The organism is Streptomyces sp. NPDC058579, assembly GCF_042718575.1.
Taxonomy (GTDB): Bacteria; Actinomycetota; Actinomycetes; order Streptomycetales; family Streptomycetaceae; genus Streptomyces.
In genome coordinates this window covers 16,480-36,554 of record NZ_JBHXPI010000026.1, presented here as the reverse complement: position 1 = coordinate 36,554, position 20,075 = coordinate 16,480, and the positions used below count along the sequence as shown (strand labels likewise).

22 protein-coding genes and 1 riboswitch are annotated in these 20,075 nt (G+C 73.1%); of the genes, 12 read left to right on the top strand and 10 right to left on the bottom strand.

The genetic code is table 11. The features are described from left to right. Positions 1 to 12: 12 nt before the first annotated feature. The 5 genes from ACFWRO_RS25150 to ACFWRO_RS25130 are packed head-to-tail and all read left to right on the top strand — an operon-like array spanning position 13 to position 4,723. Positions 13 to 987: a DEDDh family exonuclease gene (locus ACFWRO_RS25150; RefSeq protein WP_384513460.1), complete on the top strand. Its 975-nt coding sequence runs from the start codon at positions 13 to 15 to the stop codon at positions 985 to 987. Between the two features lie 54 nt (positions 988 to 1,041). Further along, positions 1,042 to 1,275 carry a hypothetical protein gene (locus tag ACFWRO_RS25145; protein ID WP_361958709.1) on the top strand — a complete coding sequence of 78 codons (234 nt, stop codon included), beginning with the start codon at positions 1,042 to 1,044 and terminating at the stop codon, positions 1,273 to 1,275. A 49-nt stretch (positions 1,276 to 1,324) separates the two neighbouring features. After that, entirely contained in the window at positions 1,325 to 2,125 is an 801-nt protein-coding gene (locus tag ACFWRO_RS25140; RefSeq protein ID WP_384513458.1) for an SURF1 family protein, read from the top strand. 52 nt (positions 2,126 to 2,177) lie between these two features. Continuing rightward, on the top strand, positions 2,178 to 3,962 hold the full coding sequence (locus ACFWRO_RS25135) for a glycoside hydrolase family 15 protein (RefSeq protein ID WP_384513456.1): 1,785 nt from the start codon (positions 2,178 to 2,180) through the stop codon (positions 3,960 to 3,962). A 5-nt stretch (positions 3,963 to 3,967) separates the two neighbouring features. Further along, positions 3,968 to 4,723, top strand: coding sequence for an SDR family NAD(P)-dependent oxidoreductase (locus ACFWRO_RS25130; protein ID WP_384513454.1), 756 nt, complete (start codon positions 3,968 to 3,970; stop codon positions 4,721 to 4,723). Positions 4,724 to 4,762: 39 nt separating this feature from the next. Here the strand turns inward: ACFWRO_RS25130 and amaP are convergent, their stop codons facing one another. Genes amaP through ACFWRO_RS25105 form a run of 5 tightly spaced genes read right to left on the bottom strand, consistent with a single transcriptional unit; the run spans position 4,763 to position 7,040 of the window. Further along, complete coding sequence (amaP, locus tag ACFWRO_RS25125) at positions 4,763 to 5,350, bottom strand: alkaline shock response membrane anchor protein AmaP (protein ID WP_384513452.1); 588 nt, start codon at positions 5,348 to 5,350, stop codon at positions 4,763 to 4,765. Next, complete coding sequence (locus ACFWRO_RS25120) at positions 5,347 to 5,976, bottom strand: DUF6286 domain-containing protein (protein WP_384513451.1); 630 nt, start codon at positions 5,974 to 5,976, stop codon at positions 5,347 to 5,349. Before ACFWRO_RS25120 ends, amaP begins: the two co-directional genes overlap by 4 nt. Further along, positions 5,973 to 6,359, bottom strand: coding sequence for a hypothetical protein (locus ACFWRO_RS25115; protein ID WP_384513449.1), 387 nt, complete (start codon positions 6,357 to 6,359; stop codon positions 5,973 to 5,975). The genes ACFWRO_RS25120 and ACFWRO_RS25115 overlap by 4 nt, the downstream gene beginning before the upstream one ends. Positions 6,360 to 6,365: 6 nt before the next feature. Continuing rightward, positions 6,366 to 6,557 (bottom strand): hypothetical protein, encoded by a 192-nt coding sequence (locus ACFWRO_RS25110; RefSeq protein WP_315894609.1) that lies wholly within the window; start codon positions 6,555 to 6,557, stop codon positions 6,366 to 6,368. Positions 6,558 to 6,587: 30 nt separating this feature from the next. Then, positions 6,588 to 7,040 (bottom strand): Asp23/Gls24 family envelope stress response protein, encoded by a 453-nt coding sequence (locus tag ACFWRO_RS25105; RefSeq protein ID WP_384513447.1) that lies wholly within the window; start codon positions 7,038 to 7,040, stop codon positions 6,588 to 6,590. Positions 7,041 to 7,097: 57 nt separating this feature from the next. Between ACFWRO_RS25105 and ACFWRO_RS25100 the strand changes: the two genes are divergently transcribed. Beyond that, positions 7,098 to 7,793 (top strand): hypothetical protein, encoded by a 696-nt coding sequence (locus ACFWRO_RS25100; RefSeq protein ID WP_384513445.1) that lies wholly within the window; start codon positions 7,098 to 7,100, stop codon positions 7,791 to 7,793. A 33-nt stretch (positions 7,794 to 7,826) separates the two neighbouring features. On the opposite strand, the gene ACFWRO_RS25095 is transcribed toward ACFWRO_RS25100, so the two are convergent. The 3 genes from ACFWRO_RS25095 to ACFWRO_RS25085 form a co-directional block, all read right to left on the bottom strand. Beyond that, entirely contained in the window at positions 7,827 to 8,624 is a 798-nt protein-coding gene (locus tag ACFWRO_RS25095; RefSeq protein WP_384513443.1) for an enoyl-CoA hydratase/isomerase family protein, read from the bottom strand. Positions 8,625 to 8,743: 119 nt separating this feature from the next. Further along, complete coding sequence (locus tag ACFWRO_RS25090) at positions 8,744 to 8,965, bottom strand: helix-turn-helix domain-containing protein (protein ID WP_006123601.1); 222 nt, start codon at positions 8,963 to 8,965, stop codon at positions 8,744 to 8,746. Positions 8,966 to 9,288: 323 nt separating this feature from the next. Then, positions 9,289 to 10,887: an ABC-F family ATP-binding cassette domain-containing protein gene (locus ACFWRO_RS25085; protein WP_384513441.1), complete on the bottom strand. Its 1,599-nt coding sequence runs from the start codon at positions 10,885 to 10,887 to the stop codon at positions 9,289 to 9,291. Positions 10,888 to 11,152: 265 nt separating this feature from the next. On the opposite strand from ACFWRO_RS25085, the gene ACFWRO_RS25080 reads away from it, so the two are divergent. Then, the gene (locus ACFWRO_RS25080; protein ID WP_384513440.1) at positions 11,153 to 12,043 is read left to right on the top strand and encodes a neutral zinc metallopeptidase; all 891 of its coding nucleotides are present in this window, start codon (positions 11,153 to 11,155) and stop codon (positions 12,041 to 12,043) included. Between the two features lie 85 nt (positions 12,044 to 12,128). Further along, a complete protein-coding gene (locus ACFWRO_RS25075; protein WP_362016381.1) occupies positions 12,129 to 12,530 on the top strand; it encodes a VOC family protein in 402 nt (133 codons plus the stop codon). Between the two features lie 122 nt (positions 12,531 to 12,652). On the opposite strand, the gene ACFWRO_RS25070 is transcribed toward ACFWRO_RS25075, so the two are convergent. Both ACFWRO_RS25070 and ACFWRO_RS25065 read right to left on the bottom strand, forming a co-directional pair. Then, positions 12,653 to 14,065, bottom strand: a complete 1,413-nt coding sequence (locus ACFWRO_RS25070; RefSeq protein WP_384513439.1) for a hypothetical protein — start codon at positions 14,063 to 14,065, stop codon at positions 12,653 to 12,655. A gap of 132 nt (positions 14,066 to 14,197) precedes the next feature. Then, positions 14,198 to 15,325, bottom strand: a complete 1,128-nt coding sequence (locus ACFWRO_RS25065; RefSeq protein ID WP_384513437.1) for an alpha/beta hydrolase — start codon at positions 15,323 to 15,325, stop codon at positions 14,198 to 14,200. A 374-nt stretch (positions 15,326 to 15,699) separates the two neighbouring features. Between ACFWRO_RS25065 and ACFWRO_RS25060 the strand changes: the two genes are divergently transcribed. The 4 genes from ACFWRO_RS25060 to ACFWRO_RS25045 all read left to right on the top strand — a co-directional run bounded on the left by ACFWRO_RS25060 (position 15,700) and on the right by ACFWRO_RS25045 (position 19,983). Continuing rightward, entirely contained in the window at positions 15,700 to 16,965 is a 1,266-nt protein-coding gene (locus ACFWRO_RS25060) for an anion permease (protein ID WP_384513435.1), read from the top strand. Between the two features lie 12 nt (positions 16,966 to 16,977). Then, the gene (locus tag ACFWRO_RS25055; protein WP_384513433.1) at positions 16,978 to 17,199 is read left to right on the top strand and encodes a hypothetical protein; all 222 of its coding nucleotides are present in this window, start codon (positions 16,978 to 16,980) and stop codon (positions 17,197 to 17,199) included. A 124-nt stretch (positions 17,200 to 17,323) separates the two neighbouring features. Further along, a riboswitch (cobalamin riboswitch) is annotated at positions 17,324 to 17,469 on the top strand. 31 nt (positions 17,470 to 17,500) lie between these two features. Beyond that, the gene (locus ACFWRO_RS25050; protein WP_384513431.1) at positions 17,501 to 18,478 is read left to right on the top strand and encodes a cobalamin biosynthesis protein; all 978 of its coding nucleotides are present in this window, start codon (positions 17,501 to 17,503) and stop codon (positions 18,476 to 18,478) included. Continuing rightward, the gene (locus ACFWRO_RS25045; protein ID WP_384513430.1) at positions 18,475 to 19,983 is read left to right on the top strand and encodes a cobyric acid synthase; all 1,509 of its coding nucleotides are present in this window, start codon (positions 18,475 to 18,477) and stop codon (positions 19,981 to 19,983) included. Before ACFWRO_RS25050 ends, ACFWRO_RS25045 begins: the two co-directional genes overlap by 4 nt. Positions 19,984 to 20,075 lie beyond the last annotated feature (92 nt).

Below are 20,075 nucleotides of genomic sequence, written 5' to 3'. Positions count from 1 at the left end.
CCCGTATTCTCAGTGACCATGCTCGACGACCAGACGACAGCAGCATTGTGGCCGACCGCCTACCCGCAGGGGTACGCGGTCGTCGACGTGGAGACCACCGGACTCGCCCGCGACGACCGGATAGTGTCGGCTGCCGTCTACCGCCTGGACGCCCAGGGGAACGTCGAGGACCACTGGTACACGCTGGTCAATCCGGAGCGCGACCCCGGTCCGGTCTGGATCCACGGCCTCACCCGTGACCTGCTCGAAGGCGCGCCGCTCTTTCCCGAGATCGCCGCCGAGTTCTCCGCCCGGCTCGACGGGCGGGTCCTGGTGGCGCACAACGCGCTCTTCGACTGGTCGATGATCGCCCGCGAGTACGCGCGTGCCGAGAGCGCCGCGCCCGTGCGACAGCGGCTGTGCACCATCGCCCTCGCCAAGGAGCTGTCACTCCCGCTGCCCAACCACAAGCTGGAGTCGCTGGCCGCGCACTTCGGCGTCGTCCAGCAGCGCGCGCACAACGCGCTGGACGACGCGCGCGTGCTGGCCGAGGCGTTCCGGCCGAGCCTGCACGCGGCGGCCGAGCGGAACGTACGGCTCCCGCTCCTGGAGTGCCGGCCGCTGACCGAGTGGGTCTCCACGCCCGCCCCCGCCCGGATCGGCCACCAGGCCTCGTACACCACGAACGGCTGGCGTCCCTCGCGGAAGCGGCCGCCGTGCCCGTACCCGAACCCCGGGCGTTACGAAGTGGACAAACCACTCAAGCAGGGCATGCGGGTGGCGTTCTCGGGTGACACCTCCATCGACCGCGAGCTGCTCGAGGACCGCGCGGTCGAGGCCGGTCTCCATGTCGCCACCAGCGTCTCCCGCCTGACGAGCCTGCTGGTGACGAACGATCCGGACTCCGCCACCTCCAAGACGGTGAAGGCGAAGTCCTTCGCCACCCCCGTCGTCGACGAGGCCGCCTTCACCCAGCTGCTGCGCGACGTGGCCCCGGCAGACGGGTGACGCGCCGGGCGTGCCGCCCGCGGCTCGTCCGCCGCGGGCCGCACCCTGTGGCGCATGGCACGTTGTGAGGTCTGCGGAAACGACTACGGCATGTCCTTCGAGGTGCACGCGCAGGGCGCGGTGCACGTCTTCGACTGCTTCTCGTGCGCCATCCACCGCATGGCGCCCATCTGCGAGCACTGCCGGGTCTCGATCATCGGGCAGGGCGTCGAGGTCGAGGGGAACTGGTACTGCGGCGCCCACTGCGCCCGCGCGGAGGGAAAGGTGGGCATCGTCGACAGGGTCTGACCACAACCCCCGTGCGTGCACCCCATGACCACAGTTGTACGGTCATGGGGTGTACCGCTTCCTGTTGTCCCGGCAGTGGGTGATCCTCACCCTCGTCGCCCTCGTCCTCGTCCCGACGATGATCGAGCTGGGCTTCTGGCAGTTCCACCGGCACGAGCGCCGGGTCGCCCAGAACGCCCTGATCGCGGACAACCTCAAGGCGGAACCCCTCCCCGTCGAGGAGCTGACCTCCCCCGGCCACACCGTCCCGCGCGCCGACTACTGGCGGACGGTCACGGCCACCGGCACCTTCGACACCGCGCACGAGGTCGTCGTCCGGCGCCGCACGAACGCCGACGACCAGCAGGGCTACATGGTCCTGACCCCGCTGGCCCTGAAGGACGGCCGGGCCGTCATGGTCAACCGCGGCTGGGTCCCCGCCGCCCCTGACCAGAAGGCCTACCCCGAGGTCCCGCCCGCCCCCAGGGGCGAGGTGACCGTGACCGGCCGGCTCAAGGCGGACGAGACGACCGGCGCCAGCGGCATCAAGGACCTGCGCGGGCTGCCGGACCGTCAGGTGATGCTGATCAACAGCGCCCAGCAGGCGGAGCTGACCGGCCTCACCGTGCTCGGCGGCTATGTCGAGCAGACCTCCCCCGAATCGCCCGGCGGCTCCCCCGAGCTGGTCCCCGAGCCCGACCACGACTCGATCGGCGCCCACATGGCGTACGCCGTTCAGTGGTGGCTCTTCACGGCCGGTGTGCCCGTCGGCTGGGTGATCCTGGTGCGCCGCGAGAAGCGCGACCGGGAGGCCGCGGCCGCTACGGACGGCGGCGCGGGGACTCCCGAACCCGAGCCGGCAGCGGTGTAGGCCACAGCGCCCCTCTGATTGACCGTCGCCTCGCGCGGGAACACGCCAAAGCGTGACGCAACGTATCGACGACTACGCCCTCATCGGCGATCTCCAGACCGCCGCGCTCGTCGGACGCGACGGGTCGATCGACTGGCTGTGTCTGCCGCGCTTCGATTCGGCCGCCTGCTTCGCCGCGCTCCTCGGCGACGAGGAGAACGGCCACTGGCGGCTCGCGCCCAAGGGCGCCACGACCTGCACCACCCGGGGCTACGCGGGTGACTCGCTGGTCCTGGAGACCTACTGGGAGACCCGCACCGGCACCGTGAAGGTCATCGACTTCATGCCGCAGCGCGACGCGTACCCCGATGTGATGCGGATCGTGGAGGGGGTCAGCGGCACCGTCGAGATGAGCGGGGTCCTCCGGCTCCGCTTCGACTACGGCTCGATCGTGCCGTGGGTGCGGCGCAGCGAGGACCACCGGGTGGCCGTCGCCGGTCCCGACTCGGTCTGGCTGCGCAGCGAGCCGCCGGTGAAGACCTGGGGGCAGCAGTTCTCCACGTGCTCCTCGTTCACCGTCGACGCCGGCCAGAAGGTCGCGTTCGTACTCACCTGGCACCCCTCGCACGAACCGCGACCCGAACTGATCGACCCGTTCGGCGCGCTCGACGAGTGCCTGACGGACTGGCGGGACTGGGCGTCGCGCTGCGCGTACGAGGGTCCGTACCGGCAGGCGGTGCTGCGCTCGCTGCTGACCCTGAAGGCGCTCACCTACCGGCCGACCGGCGGCATCATGGCGGCCCCGACCACCTCGCTGCCGGAGGAGCTGGGCGGCGTACGGAACTGGGACTACCGCTCCTGCTGGCTCCGCGACTCGACCCTCACCCTCGGCGCGCTCCTGTCGGCCGGTTACGTCGACGAGGCGGCGGCCTGGCGCGACTGGCTGCTGCGGGCGGTCGCGGGCGATCCGGCCGACCTCCAGATCATGTACGGGCCGGCCGGCGAGCGGCGGCTGCCGGAGACGGAGCTGACCTGGCTGCGCGGCTACGGGGAGTCGGCGCCGGTCCGGGTCGGGAACGCGGCGGTGGAGCAGTTCCAGCTCGACGTGTACGGCGAGGTCATGGACTCGCTCCACATGGCACGGCAGGCCGGGATCCCGCCCGGCGACCACGCCTGGAACCTCCAGCTCAGCCTGCTCGGCTTCCTGGAGTCGACCTGGCGGAACCCGGACGAGGGGCTGTGGGAGGTGCGCGGCGCTCGCCGGCACTTCGTGCACTCGAAGGTGATGGCCTGGGTGGCCGCCGACCGGGCGGTGCGCACGCTGGAGGCCGACCCCTCGCTGCGCGGCGACCCGGCGCGCTGGCGGGCGATGCGGGACGAGATCCACGCGGAGGTGTGCGACAAGGGGTACGACCCCCGGCGCAACACCTTCACCCAGTCCTACGGCTCGCGGGAGCTGGACGCGGCGACGCTGCTGATCCCCCGGGTCGGTTTCCTGCCGCCGGACGACCCCCGGGTGGTGGGGACGGTGGACGCGGTGCGGGAGGAGCTGACGCACGGCGGCTTCGTCCGCCGCTACAGCACCGAGGGCGGCTCGGTCGACGGCCTGCCCGGCGACGAGGGAACGTTTCTCGTCTGCTCCTTCTGGATGGCCGACGCGCTGCGGATGACCGGCCGGAAGGACGAGGCCCGGGAGCTCTTCGAGCGCCTCCTCGAGCTCCGCAACGACGTCGGGCTGCTCGCGGAGGAGTACGACCCGGTGGCGCGGCGTCAGCTGGGCAACTTCCCGCAGGCGTTCAGCCACATCGGTCTGGTCGGGACCGCTCTCGCGCTGGGCGAGGAGGACCCGGCAGGATAGGGCGCATGGATCTTGGACTGAAGGACCGTGTGTACGTGGTGACCGGCGGGACCCGGGGGCTCGGCCGTGCCTCGGCCGAGGCGCTGCTCGCCGAGGGCGCGAAGGTGCTGGTCACCGGGCGCGAGGAGAAGACGGTCGCCGAGGCTGTCGCCGAGCTCGGCCCGGACGCGGCGGGGCTCGCCGCGGACAACGCGGACCCGGAGGCGCCCGCCCGGCTGATCGCGGAGGCGCGCTCCCGCTTCGGGCGCTTCGACGGCATCCTCGTGAGCGTCGGCGGCCCGGCCCCGGGCTTCGCCGCGGACAACACCGACGAGCAGTGGGCGGCGGCCTTCGACAGCGTCTTCCTCGGAGCGGTACGGATGGCAAGGGCGGCGGCCGAGGCGCTGACCGAGGGCGGGGTCATCGGCTTCGTCCTGTCGGGCTCGGTCCACGAGCCGATCCAGGGCCTGACGATCTCCAACGGGCTCCGCCCGGGCCTCGCCGGCTTCGCGAAGTCCCTCGCGGGGGACCTGGGCCCGCGGGGCATCCGGGTCGTCGGCGTGCTGCCGGGCCGGATCGACACGGACCGGGTGCGCTCACTGGACGCCCTCTCGGGCGACGCGGACGCCGCCCGCACGGCGAACGAGTCCCGCATCCCGCTGCGCCGCTACGGCGCCCCGGAGGAGTACGGCCGCACGGCGGCGTTCCTGCTGTCGCCGGCGGCCTCGTACGTGACGGGCGTGATGGTGTCGGTGGACGGCGGCGCCCGGCACGGCTTCTGACGGGGTCGCGGGGCACGGCTTCTGACGGGGCGCGGGGCGTCACGTCACGCGGCGGGCACTGTGCTTGACCGCCCGGAGGCGGGCCTCCGTGGGAAGGGCGGTCAGGCCCGTCGAGGTGCGGGCGTTGGCCAGGGCCTCCGTGCTCAGCGAGGCCAGGGCGGCGCCCGGGGAGGCGTACGGCTCCAAGAGCAGCGCCACGCGCGCGTGCGGGGCCGTGCGGCGGCCCGTCAGGGCGACCCGGGCCCGCGCCACGCCGTCCTGGGCCGTCGCGTCCGCCTCCAGGACGGCCTCCAGGGTCCGGCCGCGTACCCTCGCGCCCTCCCCGTCGCCCGTGTCGATCAGGACCTCGGCGAGCCGGGCGCGCCGGAACTGCGCGAGGAGCCACCACAGGGCGAGGAGCACGATCACGCCGAGGACGGCGATCACCACCGGCCACCACCAGCCCTCGTCGCGCCAGCGCAGCCGGTCGGCCCGGCTCAGCAGGACATCGGAGGGGTCGTACCACGGCCACCACGAGGGCACCGGCAGGTCGAACCCGGCGGCGAGGACCGCCCCGCCGACGACGACGAGCACCAGGCCGATCAGGGCGAGCAGCACGCGGTTGACGCGGCGCAGGACGACGGTCACACCCGGCCCCCCTTCGTCGGCGGGCGGCCCACCCGTACGGTCAGCGCCGGCGGCCGGGCGAGGCCCAGGTCGTCGATGCCGGTGCCGAGGACGCTCTCCACGTCGGCGCGGATCTCGTCGAGTTCGCGGAAGTGCGAGACCGCCCGGACGGCCACCTTCTTGCGCCCCATCCGTACCCGTACCGACTGCACGCCCGAGATCTCCATCGCCCGGTCCCGCAGGGTCAGTGCGGCGGCGTCGCGGTCGAGCCCGGCGCGTACGTCGGTGTGGTCCCGGCGCATCGGGAGGACCGCGCGCAGCCCCGGGGTGGCCGCCAGGATCAGCAGCCAGACGCCGACGAGGACGGCGACGGACGCGCCGGCCAGCACCCAGGCGTTGTCGAGCGGCCGGGTCGCCAGGTCGTCGGCGAGTTCACGGCGCCAGGCCATGGCCGTGCGGTCGGCCCGGACGGCGGCCACGTCGTAGAGCAGCAGGCCGGTGGCGCCGAGCAGGACGAGCGCGATCAAGGCCGCGGGGATGCGCCGCACCGCCCAGAAGCGGCGCGCGCCGGGCGGCGGCGGTGGGTCCTTCGGTACGGGTACGGGCGCGTCCTCGGCTCCGGTGCCGGTCGCCGTGTCCGTGGTCATCGCAGCCTCCGCCCGTCGGACTCCCGCGCCGTGCGCGGGGAGTGCAGCCGCTCGACGTGGACGGCCACCTCGGGGACCTCCATGCCCGCCAGCTCCCGTACCCGGCTCATCACCCGGCCGCGCACCGCGCCGCACTGGCGGCCGAGGTCGGAGGGGTAGGCCAGCTCCAGGGTGACCGAGACGCGCGCCGTGTCACGCAGCACGACGACCGAGGCGTGCGGCGCCGAGCCGCCCGGGGGGACCGCGTCGAGCGCCTCCCTCGCGGCACGCGCGGCGATCTTCGCGACGACCCGGTCGGCGATCGTGGTCGCACCACGGCCGGCCGGGCCCACCCGCTCGACCGGCCGGTCGAGCGCACCACCGCCTGCCCCGTCGACTGTCACCCCCGGTCACCGCCGCCGGTCGCCGCGCTCGCGACCCCGGAAGAAGTCGCCGGGTTCGAGGTCGCCCTCCAGGAACCGCCCAACGACGAAGCCGACCGCGCCCAACGCCGCGACCAGCACGAACGCCCCGAATCCGCCGAAGTATCCGGCGAATCCGAGGGCCATTCCGGCCACCAGGCCGACCACCGCCATGCTCATGCTGAGCCCTTTCCGCCGGTCAGCCCGCGGCTACTGGAGCCGTGACTCCGGCACCTCGTCCTCTTCGTCCGGCAGCTTCACGTCGCTCACGGCGATGTTGACCTCGACGACTTCGAGGCCGGTCATCCGCTCGACGGCGGCGATGACGTTCTCGCGCACGGCCCCGGCGACATCGCCGATGGAGACGCCGTAGTCGACGACGATCTCCAGGTCGAGGGCGGTCTGCACCTCGCCGACCTCGGCCTTCACGCCGCGGGTGACCCCCGACTTGGTACCGCCTCCACCGGGCACCCGGTCCCGTACGGCACCGAGCGTGCGGGAGAGCCCACTGCCCATGGCGTGGACGCCGACGACCTCGCGGGCCGCAAGACCGGCGATCTTCTCGACGACGCCGTCGGCGATGGTGGTCCGGCCGCGGGCGGCCGGATTTCCGCCGCCCCGCTTGGTGACGGACGGTTCCTTGGGGTGTGCGGGGTCATTCATCACCGTTCATCCCTTCCGTGGGACTATCTGTGCCTTTGCCCACATTAGGCTGGGGCGATGACGACGACACCTGGGGCGGGATGGGCGGGAACGGTCCGTGAGCGGCTCGGGCCCGGACGGCTGCTGCCGCTCGGGGACGCGGCGGACGGGGCGTGGCTGGCGGAGCGCGCGGCCCGGACGGTGCTGCTGCGGGCGGCGGGCGCGGTACTGGGCGTGGTGCCGGGGGCGCTGCGGGTGGGGCTCGCGGAGGCGGGGGCGGAGGCACCGTTCCCCGTACCGCCGGGCGGGTTGCCGCCGGGGACGCTGCGGATCACCGGGGAGTTCGCGGCGGAGGCGGATCGGGTGGCGGAGCGGCCGCTGCCGGAGCTGGCCAAGGACGTGCGCGGCGTGCTGTTCGTCTCGGCAGAGCGGGAGCTCGGCCTGGTGGTTGCGGCGGTGGACCTGCGGGTGACCGGCCTCGCGGAGGCCGCCCCGGATTCCCCGGCCGCCACTCCCCCACTCGGGCGAACTGCGGGTGGGAACTCCACACCCGAGGACCCGGTGGCGGTCGCCGTGCTCGGGGTGCCGGGCGTGGCGGGCCTCACGTCCGTGCTGGGCGCGCCGCTCCACCGCTCCCCGGGCGCGCTGCGCGTGGAGCTGGCGGTCGCCGCGGGTCACCGCGCCCTGGACGTGGCCCGCGCCGCCCGCGCCCGGGCGGCCGAAACGGCTCCCGGGGCGGCGGCGGTCACGGTCCTGGTCGCGGAGATCCGCTGAGGGCCCGCGTGCGGCGCACGCCCGCGCGCCGAATCAGTCGCCGAGCCCGGCCAGATCGCGCAGTCGGCGGGCCTGGGCGGCGCGCTCGGCGACGCGCTGGTCTTCGTACGAGCGGTCGGCGGCACCCTGGAGCAGCGCCTTGGTCTCGATGACGGCGTCGCGCGGGCCGGAGAGCAGCGCGGCGCTCAAGTCCCGTACCGCACCGTCGAGTTCGTCGGCGGGCACGGCGATGTTGGCGAGGCCGATGCGCTCGGCCTCCTGCGCGTGGACGAAGCGGCCCGTGGCGCAGATCTCCAGCGCACGGGCGTAGCCGACAAGACCCACGAGGGGGTGCGTGCCGGTGAGGTCGGGGACGAGTCCCAGGCTGGTCTCGCGCATGGCGAACTGCACGTCGTCGGCGACGACCCGCAGGTCGCAGGCGAGGGCGAGCTGGAAACCCGCACCGATGGCGTGCCCCTGGACGGCCGCGATCGACACGAGGTCGCTACGACGCCACCAGGTGAACGCCTCCTGGTACTCGGCGATGACCGCGTCCAGGTCCTCGTCCGAACCCCGTGCCAGGTCCAGGAAGGACGGCTCTCCGTCGAAGCCCTCGGGCGTGAACGCCTGCCGGTCGAGCCCCGCGGAGAAGGACTGCCCCTCACCGCGCAGGACGACGACCCGCACGCTGCCCGGCAGTGACCGGCCGGCCTCTGTCAACGCCCGCCACAGAGCGGGAGACTGGGCGTTGCGCTTCGCCGGATTGGTCAGGGTCACCGTGGCAACGGCGTCCTCGACGGTGAGCCGTACACCGTCCTTGTCGAACACGAGCACAGAGTCGAGCGAAGTCATGGGGCGCCTCCGGTTCCGGTGCAGCACGCTTAAGTGACTGCACAGTAACCACCCGGTCGACCGCACGGGCGACCGGGTGGCCACCGTAAGAACCGATGGACCCGACGAACCGCGCCCAGTCAGGCCGAGGCTGCCTTCTTGCCCCGTGTCGCTCCGCCGCGTCCACGCAGCGTGACTCCGGATTCGCTGAGCATCCGGTGGACGAATCCGTAGGAGCGGCCGGTTTCCTCGGCCAGCGCCCGGATGCTCGCACCGGAGTCGTACTTTTTCTTCAGGTCTGCCGCGAGCTTGTCGCGCGCGGCGCCGGTTACCCGGCTGCCCTTCTTCAGAGTCTCGGCCACCCGTGCCTCCTCATGGGAAGTGCGCTCTGGACTTCTCATGATCACCCCTTCCGGACGTCCTGGCCACCCATTCGACAAGGTCCGTGGCACCAGGTTTGCGCCTCGTCGGCCCGTCGCCACGAGCGGAGTCTTTGATTCCGGATGGCGTGATCCACACTCCGGGACACGCCCGGCCAGGAAGTACCAGGTCAGCGCCGCAGAGGGCGAAACAAGGCGGCGCGGCTCTGGCGGAAGGATTCCGCAGAGAGCCGCGCCGGGGGGTATGAGACGCCCTCACTCAGATGAAGGATCACCCATGAGCCGAATGATCCATACCGAGATGATCAGGCGAGCGTCACGAGGTCCTTGTAGTCCGGGCCCCACAGGTCTTCGACACCGTCCGGGAGCAGGATGATCCGCTCCGGCTCCAGCGCGTCGACCGCGCCCTCGTCGTGCGTGACGAGGACGACCGCGCCCTTGTAGGTGCGCAGCGCGCCGAGGATCTCCTCGCGGCTGGCCGGGTCGAGGTTGTTGGTCGGCTCGTCCAGGAGCAGCACGTTCGCCGAGGAGACGACCAGGGTCGCCAGGGCGAGCCGGGTCTTCTCGCCGCCGGAGAGCACCCCGGCCGGCTTGTCGACGTCGTCGCCGGAGAAGAGGAAGGAACCGAGCGTCTTGCGCACGTCGACCAGGTCGAGGTCGGGCGCGGAGGAGCGCATGTTCTCCAGGACCGTGCGCTCCGGGTCGAGCGTCTCGTGCTCCTGGGCGTAGTAGCCGAGCTTGAGACCGTGGCCCGGGGTCACCTCGCCGGTGTCGGCCTTCTCGGCCCCGGCGAGCAGCCGGAGGAGCGTGGTCTTGCCCGCGCCGTTGAGGCCGAGGATGACGACGCGCGAGCCCTTGTCGATCGCGAGGTTCACATCGGTGAAGATTTCCAGCGAGCCGTACGACTTGGACAGGCCCTCCGCCGTCAGCGGGGTCTTGCCGCAGGGCGCGGGCTCGGGGAAGCGGAGCTTGGCGACCTTGTCGGAGACGCGGACGGCGTCCAGGCCGGAGAGCAGCCGCTCGGCGCGCTTGGCCATGTTCTGCGCGGCGACGGTCTTGGTGGCCTTGGCGCGCATCTTGTCGGCCTGCGAGTTGAGGGCGGCGGCCTTCTTCTCGGCGTTCTGGCGCTCGCGCTTGCGGCGCTTCTCGTCGGCCTCGCGCTGCTGCTGGTAGAGCTTCCAGCCCATGTTGTAGACGTCGATCGTGGAGCGGTTGGCGTCCAGGTAGAAGACCTTGTTCACGACGGTCTCGACGAGGTCGACGTCGTGGGAGATGACGATGAAGCCACCGCGGTAGGACTTCAGGTAGTCGCGCAGCCAGACGATGGAGTCGGCGTCGAGGTGGTTGGTGGGCTCGTCGAGGAGCAGGGTGTCGGCGTCGGAGAAGAGGATCCGGGCCAGCTCGACACGGCGGCGCTGACCACCGGAGAGGGTGTGCAGCGGCTGGCCGAGGACGCGGTCCGGCAGGCCGAGGGCGGCGGCGATGGTCGAGGCCTCGGCCTCGGCTGCGTACCCGCCCTTGGTGAGGAACTCGGTCTCCTGGCGCTCGTACTGCTTCATCGCCTTGTCGCGCGTGCCGCCGGAGCCGGTCGCGATGCGCTCCTCGTTCATCCGCATCTTCTTGATGAGGACGTCGAGGCCGCGGGCGGAGAGGATGCGGTCGCGGGCCAGGACGTCGAGGTCGCCGGTGCGCGGGTCCTGCGGGAGGTAGCCGACCTCGCCGGAGCGGGCGATCTGGCCGCCGGCGGGCACGCCCTCGCCCGCGAGGCACTTGGTGAGGGTGGTCTTGCCCGCTCCGTTGCGGCCGACCAGGCCGATGCGGTCGCCCTTGGCGATACGGAAGGAAGCGGACTCGATGAGGATGCGGGCGCCGGCGCGCAGCTCGATGCCGGTAGCGGTGATCACGGACAGACTCCAGGGCGAACGGTTCGGCGGAAGGGGTTGAGTGCGGATTCGACGCCGCTAGTCATGCGCGCGGAGAATGGCCATACGGCCAGTCTAACGGGCCCATGCAACTGCTTTTCGGCTGCTGTCCCCGGCCTGCCCACCGCCACCCCTTCCCCCCAATACCGCCCACACCAGACAAAAGGGGCGATCGCTATCGGATTCGCCGATACTCGGGCGCAAGGCGGCGGTCTCTGCCGCGGCGCGACGGCAGAGGGTGTGGCCCATGCAGTTCGACGACGACGCCAACCTGGACACCTCGGAGGTCAAGGACGTCCGCGGCAGCCGCATCCCCGGCGGCAAGGCGACCGTGGGCGGCGGCATCGTCGGATTCATCGCACTGATCCTGGGGCTGCTCTTCGGGGTGGGTCCCGAGCAGCTGGGGCTCTCCGCCGGCGATCCCGAACCGGTCGCGACCTCGTCCTCGCTCGCCCAGGTCGAACAGACCTGCCGGACCGGCGCCGACGCGAACGCCCGCGAGGACTGCCGGATCGTGGCGGTCGTCAACAGCGTGCAGGACTTCTGGCGGGCGGAGTACGAGCGGCGGGGCGGGCAGTACGGGGACGCGCGCACGGTCATGTTCGCCAACCGGGTCGGCACGGCCTGCGGCTCGGCCACCTCGGCGGTCGGGCCGTTCTACTGCCCCGGCGACCGCCAGGTCTATCTGGACCTGGGCTTCTTCGACGAGCTGCGGACCAAGTTCGGGTCGAGCGGCGGACCCTTCGCCCAGGCCTACGTGGTCGCGCACGAGTACGGCCACCACATCCAGAACATGATGGGCACCCTGGCCCGCGCCCAGGACGGGCGGACGGGCGCGAACTCCAACGCCGTGAAGGTCGAGCTGCAGGCCGACTGCTACGCGGGCGTCTGGGCGCGCCACGCGACGACCACGCCCGACGGGAAGACCGGCCGGCCGCTCCTCACCCGGCTCACGGACGAGGACATCCGGGACGGTCTGGACGCGGCCGCGGCGGTGGGCGACGACCGGATCCAGGAGAAGTTCCAGGGCCGGGTGACACCGGAGAACTGGACGCACGGCTCGGCGGCCCAGCGCCAGCAGTGGTTCTACACCGGGTACCGGACCGGGGACATGGCGCAGTGCAACACCTTCCGCTGAGCCGCCCCGATGTCAGTGCCGGTGTCAGCGCCGGATGCCAGACTGAGACCCAGGTCACATTCCGCCATGAGAAGGAGTGATCGGGATGGCTGAGGCACCCCATATCTGTCCGACCCTGACCTACCACGACGCGCACACCGCGATCAGACAGCTCACGGAGGCGTTCGGCTTCACCCGCACCGCGGTGTACGAGGGCGAGGACGGCAAGGTCATGCACGCCGAGCTGTCGTTCGGCAACGGAATGGTGATGCTCGGCAGCAAGGGCACGGGGACCGAGTTCGACAAGCTGGTCGAGGGCTCCGGGCCCAGCGGGGTGTACGTCCACGTGGACGACGTGGACGAACACCACGCGCGGGCGGTGGCCCACGGCGTCGAGATCGTGATGCCGCCGACCGACCAGGAGTACGGCTCGCGGGACTACATCGCCCGCGACGGCGAGGGGAACGTCTGGAGCTTCGGCACCTACCTGCCGGGGGCCACCGGCTGAGGAGGGGGCGGGGAGCCCGGACGGAGAACCGGGGCGGAGAGCAGAGACACAGAGCCGGGGTGCGAAGCCCTGCGGAGACCCATGGCGGAGAGCCCGGGCGCGGGGGCCCGGGCCGCTGAGCGTCAGGCTCCCCCGGTGTGCACCTGGAAGGCCGCCCGGCGGACCGCCTTGGCGAGGGCGGGGTCGGGGTGGGCGGCGGCGAGGGCGACCAGGACCTGGACCGTACGGGGGTGGCCGATGGCGCGGACCTCGTCGAGGAGCGCCGGGACCGTGCCCTGGACGGCCGACTCCAGGTGCCGGACCAGGAGCGTGCTCTCGCCGTGGTCGGCGACGGCCGCGGCGGTGTCCACCCAGAGCCAGGTGGCCTCCTCGCGGGTGAGCACCTCGGGGGCGTCGTCGGGGTCGGCGCCCTCGTACTCGGCGAGCCAGAGCAGGGCGTACGGCCGCAGCGAGACCTCCTCGGCCGCGGCGCGGACCTCCGCCTCGGCGGGGGCCCCGACGACCCGGAGCGCCTCGAAGGCGAGGCCGCGCAGCAGGGCGTCCTCGCCGCGGGCGACGGCGATCAGCTCGGCGACCGCGCCGGCGAGGGTGCGGGCCGCGAGCCAGGCGCGGTACTCGTCGCGGGCGGGTCCTGGGGTGAGGCCGGCGCAGCCGCGGAGCATGTCCTCGGCGGACTGTTCGATGTTGCCGGCCGGGCTCTGGGCGGCGACGCAGATCTGCTCCAGCTTGACCCAGACCGCCCAGTTGCCGAGCGGGGTCAGGGTCGCCTGACGGCCTTCGGACCCCTCGCCGAGGGTCAGGGCGCCGACGGCGGCGAGCCCTTCCAGGGCCCAGTCGAGCAGCGCGGCGAACCGGTCGGGCCCGGCGGCGGAGGCCGTGACGGGGGCGGGGGCGCCCTCGACGGGCACCTCGCAGCGCTCCTCGCGCAGTTCGTCGACGCGCTGCCCGAGCAGGTCGAGCAGGGCCGGGACCACCACGGGTCCGGCGGAGAGCTGGAGGAGCGAGAGCACCTGGGGGACGGCCTCGACGACCTCGGCGACGGCGCCGGGGGCGACGTCCTCCGGAGCGGGGTGGACCAGGGACCAGGCGTCGAAGAGGGCGACCCAGCCGCGCAGCACGGCGGAGTCGTCGCGGTCCCAGGCGTGCAGCCGCCAGCCGGGGCGGGCGGTGTCGCCGTGGAGCTCCACGAGTCCGGCGAGCCGGGCGCGGTCCCAGCCGGCCCGGATCTGGCCGGGTGTCAGGTCCAGCGCGGCGGCGGCCCGTTCCTGGTCGGGGACGGCCTGCGGGCGGGGTGCGGCGGCGGTCCCGGGCTCGGCGTCGAGGGCCGCCCAGCGGGCGATCCGTACGGCGTCGGCGAGGACGGTCCGGGCCTGGCGGGCCAGTTCCGCGCGGGGCGGAGTGCCCTCCGGCGGGCGCGGGGCCGGGCGGGTGCGCCGGGTCGTCACGGCCCGCCGGGCGGTGGCGAGTGCCCGCGGTCGGACAAGTCGGAGTCTGGAGTTGCGCGCCAATTGCTCATCGGGCTTTCGAGACGTCACGGAGGCAGTCTTCCCGTTGACGGCCCGAAAGCCCAATCGGAATCGAAGGACGCCCGCGCCGGGCCCCGGCCGTGGCGCCACCGCGGCCCGGCGCGGGGCAAGCGGAAGACTCGTGGAGGGCTCGCGGGAGCGCTACAGAAGGGGGGTGAGGAAGCGGCGCAGGGCCTCCTCGTAGCGGATCGGGTCGGCGTTCCACATCGCGGCGTGCGGGGCGTTCCTGACGGTGTGGAGGGTGACCAGTTCCGGTCGGCGGGCGGCCAGTTCGAGGGAGGGTTCCCAGGGGGCGATCGTGTCGCCGGGGCCGTGCAGGACGAGCGTCGGTACGCGCAGGGCGGCCGGGTCGGCGACTTCCGGGAGCCGGTCGCCGTGGGGCCAGCCCCGGCCGGTCGCGGCGCGCACGGCGAGCGGGAGCAGCGGTCCAGGGACGCCCCGGGCGGCGGCGAGGTTGCGCAGGGTGGCCTCCCGGTCGAGGACCGGGGAGTCCAGGACGAGGCCGCGGATGACGTCCCGTACGCCGGATTCGGCGGCGGCGTGCAGGGCCATCGTGGCGCCGGTCCCCCAGCCGTGCAGGACGACGTGCTCGGCGCCCCGGCGGACGGCGTAGCGGACGGCCGCGTCGACGTCGCGCCACTCGGAGTCGCCGAGGTGGCCGAGGCCGTCCGGGGACTGCGGCGCGCCCTCGTCGCCCCGGTAGGAGAGGCAGAGGACGGGGATCTGCCGGCGGGAGAGGAAGGGGACGAGGTTCAGGGGGTGCCGGCGGGTGGTGCCGATGCCGTGCAGGGCGATGACCCAGGTGGAGCGCGGCCCGGGGACGAGCCAGGCGGGGAGGGAGCCGAGTTCGCCGGGGATCTCGACGTCCTCCTGGGCCACGCCGAGGGCGGTCTCCGGGGTGCCGCTGTGCAGCTCGGGCGTGAGCCGGACCCGGGCGCCGGGGCCCAGGTCGCCGTGCTCGACGCGTTCCAGGCGCCGTACGACGGTGTCGGCGGTGTGCGGCACGCGGTCGAGGACCGGGCCCACGACCGCGTGGACGCCGGGGCCCTCGATCCCGTACGTACCGGGGCGCAGGGAGGCGAGGCTGCGGGTCAGGGTGACCTGGCCGGGGCCCGTGGCGTGCACGGTGAGCCGGGGGTCGCCGGGCAGGGGCCGTCCTGACGTCGCCTTCAGGGCGATGTCACCGGCGTACCGACCGGCCGCGAGCGCGGCCGCACCGGCACCGAGCAGAGTGGTGACGGCCGCTGCCGTCGCTGTAGCGGGGCGCACGGTCCCAGTGTCGACACGTCGGGCCGGGGCTGCCACCGGACGAACCCGCCCGTGGCGGTCCCCTGTGAGAGTGACGTGGATCTCGTTGCGGGTCCCTCGGCGGGATGACGACCCTCCGGGCCCGTCCACGGGCTGACACGGGCGAGGGTGGGCGAAGCGGGCGATGTCCCCTGTTTCCGGTGACGGCACGGATTACCCGGGGTCGCACGGCGCTCACATCGTGGACAGAGCGTTCACGCAAGGCCCCTCGGCGGCTCAAGCGGAATGGCTGGAACCCGATTTGGGACACCACAACGCCCGGCCCAGTTCACCTTCCGTTCACTCAGGTTGCCTACGTTCGTCCAGCCACTGACGTCAAACGATTGCCTGGGTAAATGGAACACATCACGCTGCTGCTCGCGATTGTGGTCGTGACAGCTCTCGTGTTCGATTTCACGAACGGTTTCCACGACACCGCCAACGCGATGGCGACGACCATCTCGACCGGTGCCCTCAAGCCCAAGACCGCGGTGGCCATGTCCGCCGTGCTCAACCTGGTCGGTGCCTTCCTGTCCGTCGAGGTCGCCAAGACGATCTCCGGCGGGATCATCAACGAACAGGGCATTCGTACTGAAGTGATCTTCGCGGCGCTCGTCGGCGCCATCCTCTGGAATCTGCTGACCTGGCTCCTGGGTCTGCCGTCCAGCTCCTCCCACGCACTCTTCGGCGGACTGATCGGCGCGGCCGTGATGTCGGCCGGCTGGTCGGCCGTCAACGGCTCGACCGTGGTCAGCAAGGTCCTGATCCCCGCGATCGCCGCGCCGCTCGTCGCCGGCCTCGCCGCGATGGCGGCCACCAAGCTGACGTACAAGCTCGGCTCCAAGACGGAGACGAAGGCCACCGCAAAGGGCTTCCGGGCCGGCCAGATCGCCTCCGCCGGTCTCGTCTCCCTCGCCCACGGCACCAACGACGCGCAGAAGACGATGGGTGTCATCACCCTCGCCCTGGTCACCGGCGGCGTCCTCGCCCCCGGCTCCAACCCCCCGATGTGGGTCGTCGTCTCCGCCGGTATCGCCATCGCGCTCGGCACCTACCTCGGCGGCTGGCGCATCATCCGCACCATGGGCAAGGGCCTCACCGACCTCCAGCCGCAGCAGGGCTTCGCCGCCCAGACCAGCGCGGCCACGGTCATCCTGGCCTCGTCCAACCTGGGCTTCTCGCTCTCCACCACGCAGTCCTGCTCCGGCGCCGTGATGGGCGCGGGCCTCGGCCGCAAGGGCGGTGTCGTCCGCTGGTCGACCGCCACCCGGATGTTCGTCGCCTGGGGTCTGACCCTGCCCGCCGCGGGCCTGGTCGGCGCCGGCGCCGAGTTCCTCACCAAGCAGGGCCCCTGGGGCGTCGCCGTCGTCGCGGTCCTCCTGGTCGCCGGCTCGGCGGTCATCTGGGCGCTCTCCCGCCGCAAGCCGGTCGACCACCACAACGTCACGGCCGACGAGATCGACGGCGAGCCCGCGGGCGTCGTGACCACCGCCATCGCGGCCGTCACCCCGCCGGCCCCCGCCGGTTCCTTCGCCACCGTCGCGGACGACGACCTCAAGACCACCATCCCCTCGCCGGCCCCCACGGACCCGGCAGCCCCCGCCGCCTCGGCCGCGGTGTAAGGAACCAACGACATGAAGATCGACTGGGCAGCTCTCGGCTCCGTCTTCGGAGTCAGCCTCGTGGCGACCGTCGCCCTCGTGGGCCTCTTCACCCTCGGCATCATCGGCCTCTCCAAGCAGGAGCAGGCCGCGGCCCAGGGCGGCTCCGCGGCCATGGCGCGCACCGGCGCGTACGCCTGCTTCGCGCTCTGCGCGGCGGCCGTCGCGTACGGCATCTATCTGATCGTCGTCTGACGACGATCCCGCTCCGCCGGCCGGGCGGGTCGCACCTTCGGGTGCGGCCCGCCCGGTCGTCGTTTCACCGGGTCCGTGTGGTGCTTCGCACAGTGTCCCGCCGCAGGTCAAGCGTGAGTTGACGGGTGTTCGCACACGTGGTGGACTTCCGGGGCCATTACGGCGGCAAACAGAGGAAGCCCGGTGCGAATCCGGCGCGGTCCCGCCACTGTGACCGGGGAGTCGCTCCCCCGGGAGCCAGGAACTCTCGCCGCCGGTCACGTCGAGCCAGGGCGCGGACCCTGAGTGAGGACACAGCGCCATGCCCGGCCGCAGTGCTGCCCCAGGTGTATTCGCTTACGGCGCGGCCGCCGGCCTTGCCGCCGATCTGATCGTCGGCGACCCCCGCCGCGGCCACCCGGTCGCCGCGTTCGGGCGCGCCGCAGGGGCCGTCGAGAAGCTGCTCTGGCGCGACCACCGCGGGTGGGGCGCGCTGCACACCGCCGTCTGTGTCACGGGCGCCGCGGGCGCCGCCGCGCTGGCCGCCCGTACCGTACGTGACCACCCCCGGGCCTCCGCCGCGCTGACCGCCGCCGCCGTGTGGGCCGTCGTCGGCGGGACGACCCTGGGCCGGGAGGCCCGCGCGATCGGCGGGGCGCTCGCCGCCGGCGACCTGGACGTGGCCCGGGAGCGGCTCCCCCATCTCTGCGGGCGCGATCCGCAGTCCCTGGACGGTCCGGCAATGGCCCGCGCGGTCGTGGAGTCCGTCGCCGAGAACACCTCCGACGCCGTCGTAGGGGCCCTGGTCTGGGGCGCGGTCGCGGGCGTACCGGGCCTGGTCGGCTTCCGGGCGGTGAACACCCTGGACGCCATGGTCGGCCACCGGTCGGCACGGTACCGGCGGTTCGGCTGGGCCTCGGCCCGGCTCGACGACGTGGCCGGCTGGCCGGGCGCCCGGCTGACCGCCGCGCTGGCGACGGTGGCCGGGGGCGATCCGCGGGGGGCGGTACGCGCCTGGAAGGCGGACGCGGCGAAGCACCCGAGCCCCAACGCCGGCCCGGTGGAGGCCTCCTTCGCGGGGGCGCTCGGGGTACGGCTCGGCGGGACGCTGTCGTACGGCGGCCGGGTCGAGCACCGGCCCGTACTGAACGGGGAGGGACGGGCCGTGGAGGTCGCGGACATCGAACGGGCGGTCCGGCTCTCGCGCCGGGTGACGGGGCTTACGCTCGCCGTCTGTGTGGGCGGACGGATCGTGGCGGGCGCGCTGAAGGCGCGTGCGGTGAAGCGGAGGACGATATGAGGGGCGGCGGGCTGCTGGTCGCCGGGACCACGTCCGACGCGGGCAAGAGCGTCGTCACGGCGGGCATCTGCCGCTGGCTGGTCCGGCAGGGCGTGAAGGTCGCCCCGTTCAAGGGCCAGAACATGTCCCTGAACTCCTTCGTGACCCGGGAGGGCGCGGAGATCGGCCGGGCACAGGCCATGCAGGCCCAGGCGGCCCGGGTCGAGCCGACCGCGCTGATGAACCCGGTCCTCCTGAAGCCGGGCAGCGACCGCTCCAGCCAGGTCGTCCTGATGGGCAAGCCGGTGGGCGAGTTGAGCGCGCGCGGCTACCACGGGGGGCGGCAGAAGGAGCTCTTCGAGCCGGTGATGGCGTGCCTGGAGGAGCTGCGGGGCACGTATGACGCCGTGATCTGCGAGGGGGCGGGCAGTCCGGCCGAGATCAACCTGCGCCGGACCGACATCGTGAACATGGGCATCGCGCGGGCCGCGCGGCTGCCGGTGCTCGTGGTCGGGGACATCGACCGGGGCGGGGTGTTCGCCCAGTTCTTCGGCACGACGGCGCTGCTCGCGCCGGAGGACCAGGAGCTGATCGCGGGCTATCTCGTGAACAAGTTCCGCGGCGACGTGACCCTGCTCGAGCCGGGGCTCGACATGCTGCTGGGGCTGACCGGGCGGCGTACGTACGGTGTCCTGCCGTACGCGCACGGGCTCGGCATCGACGAGGAGGACGGACTGCGGGTCTCCCTGCGGGGCGCGGTCCGCGAGTCGGTCGTCGCGCCGCCGGTCGGCTCGGACGTGCTGCGGGTCGCCGTGTGCGCCGTACCGCTGATGTCGAACTTCACGGACGTGGACGCGCTGGCGGCCGAACCGGGCGTCGTCGTGCGGTTCGTGGACCGGGCCGAGGAGCTGGTCGACGCGGACCTGGTGATCGTGCCGGGCACCCGGGGCACGGTGAAGGCCCTCGCGTGGCTGCGCGAACGCGGGCTCGCGGACGCGTTGGCCCGGCGCGCGGCGGAGGGCCGGCCGGTGCTCGGCATCTGCGGCGGCTTCCAGGCGCTCGGGGAGCGGATCGAGGACGAGGTCGAGTCGAAGGCCGGCACGGTCGACGGGCTCGGGCTGCTGCCGGTACGGGTCCGGTTCGCGGCCGAGAAGACGCTCGCGCGGCCGGTCGGCGAGGCGCTCGGTGAGCGGGTGGAGGGGTACGAGATCCACCACGGGGTCGCGGAGGTCCTTGGCGGGGACCCGTTCCTGGACGGGTGCCGGGTCGGCGCGGTCTGGGGCACGCACTGGCACGGCTCGCTGGAGAGCGACGGCTTCCGCCGGGCGTTCCTGCGGGAGGTCGCGGCGGCGGCCGGGCGGCGCTTCGTCCCGGCCCCGGACACGTCGTTCGGGACGCTCCGCGAGGAGCAGCTGGACCGGCTCGGGGACCTGATCGAGGAACACGCCGACACGGACGCGCTGCTGCGGCTGATCGAGCACGGGGCGCCGGCGGGGCTGCCGTTCGTGCCGCCGGGGGCGCCGTGAGCTGCGCCCGGCCTTCGGCCGGGCTTGGGTTCCCACCCGCACCGCCCGTGCGGCATGGAGAACAGAGGTGCGGGTGGCCCCTGTGCGTGGTC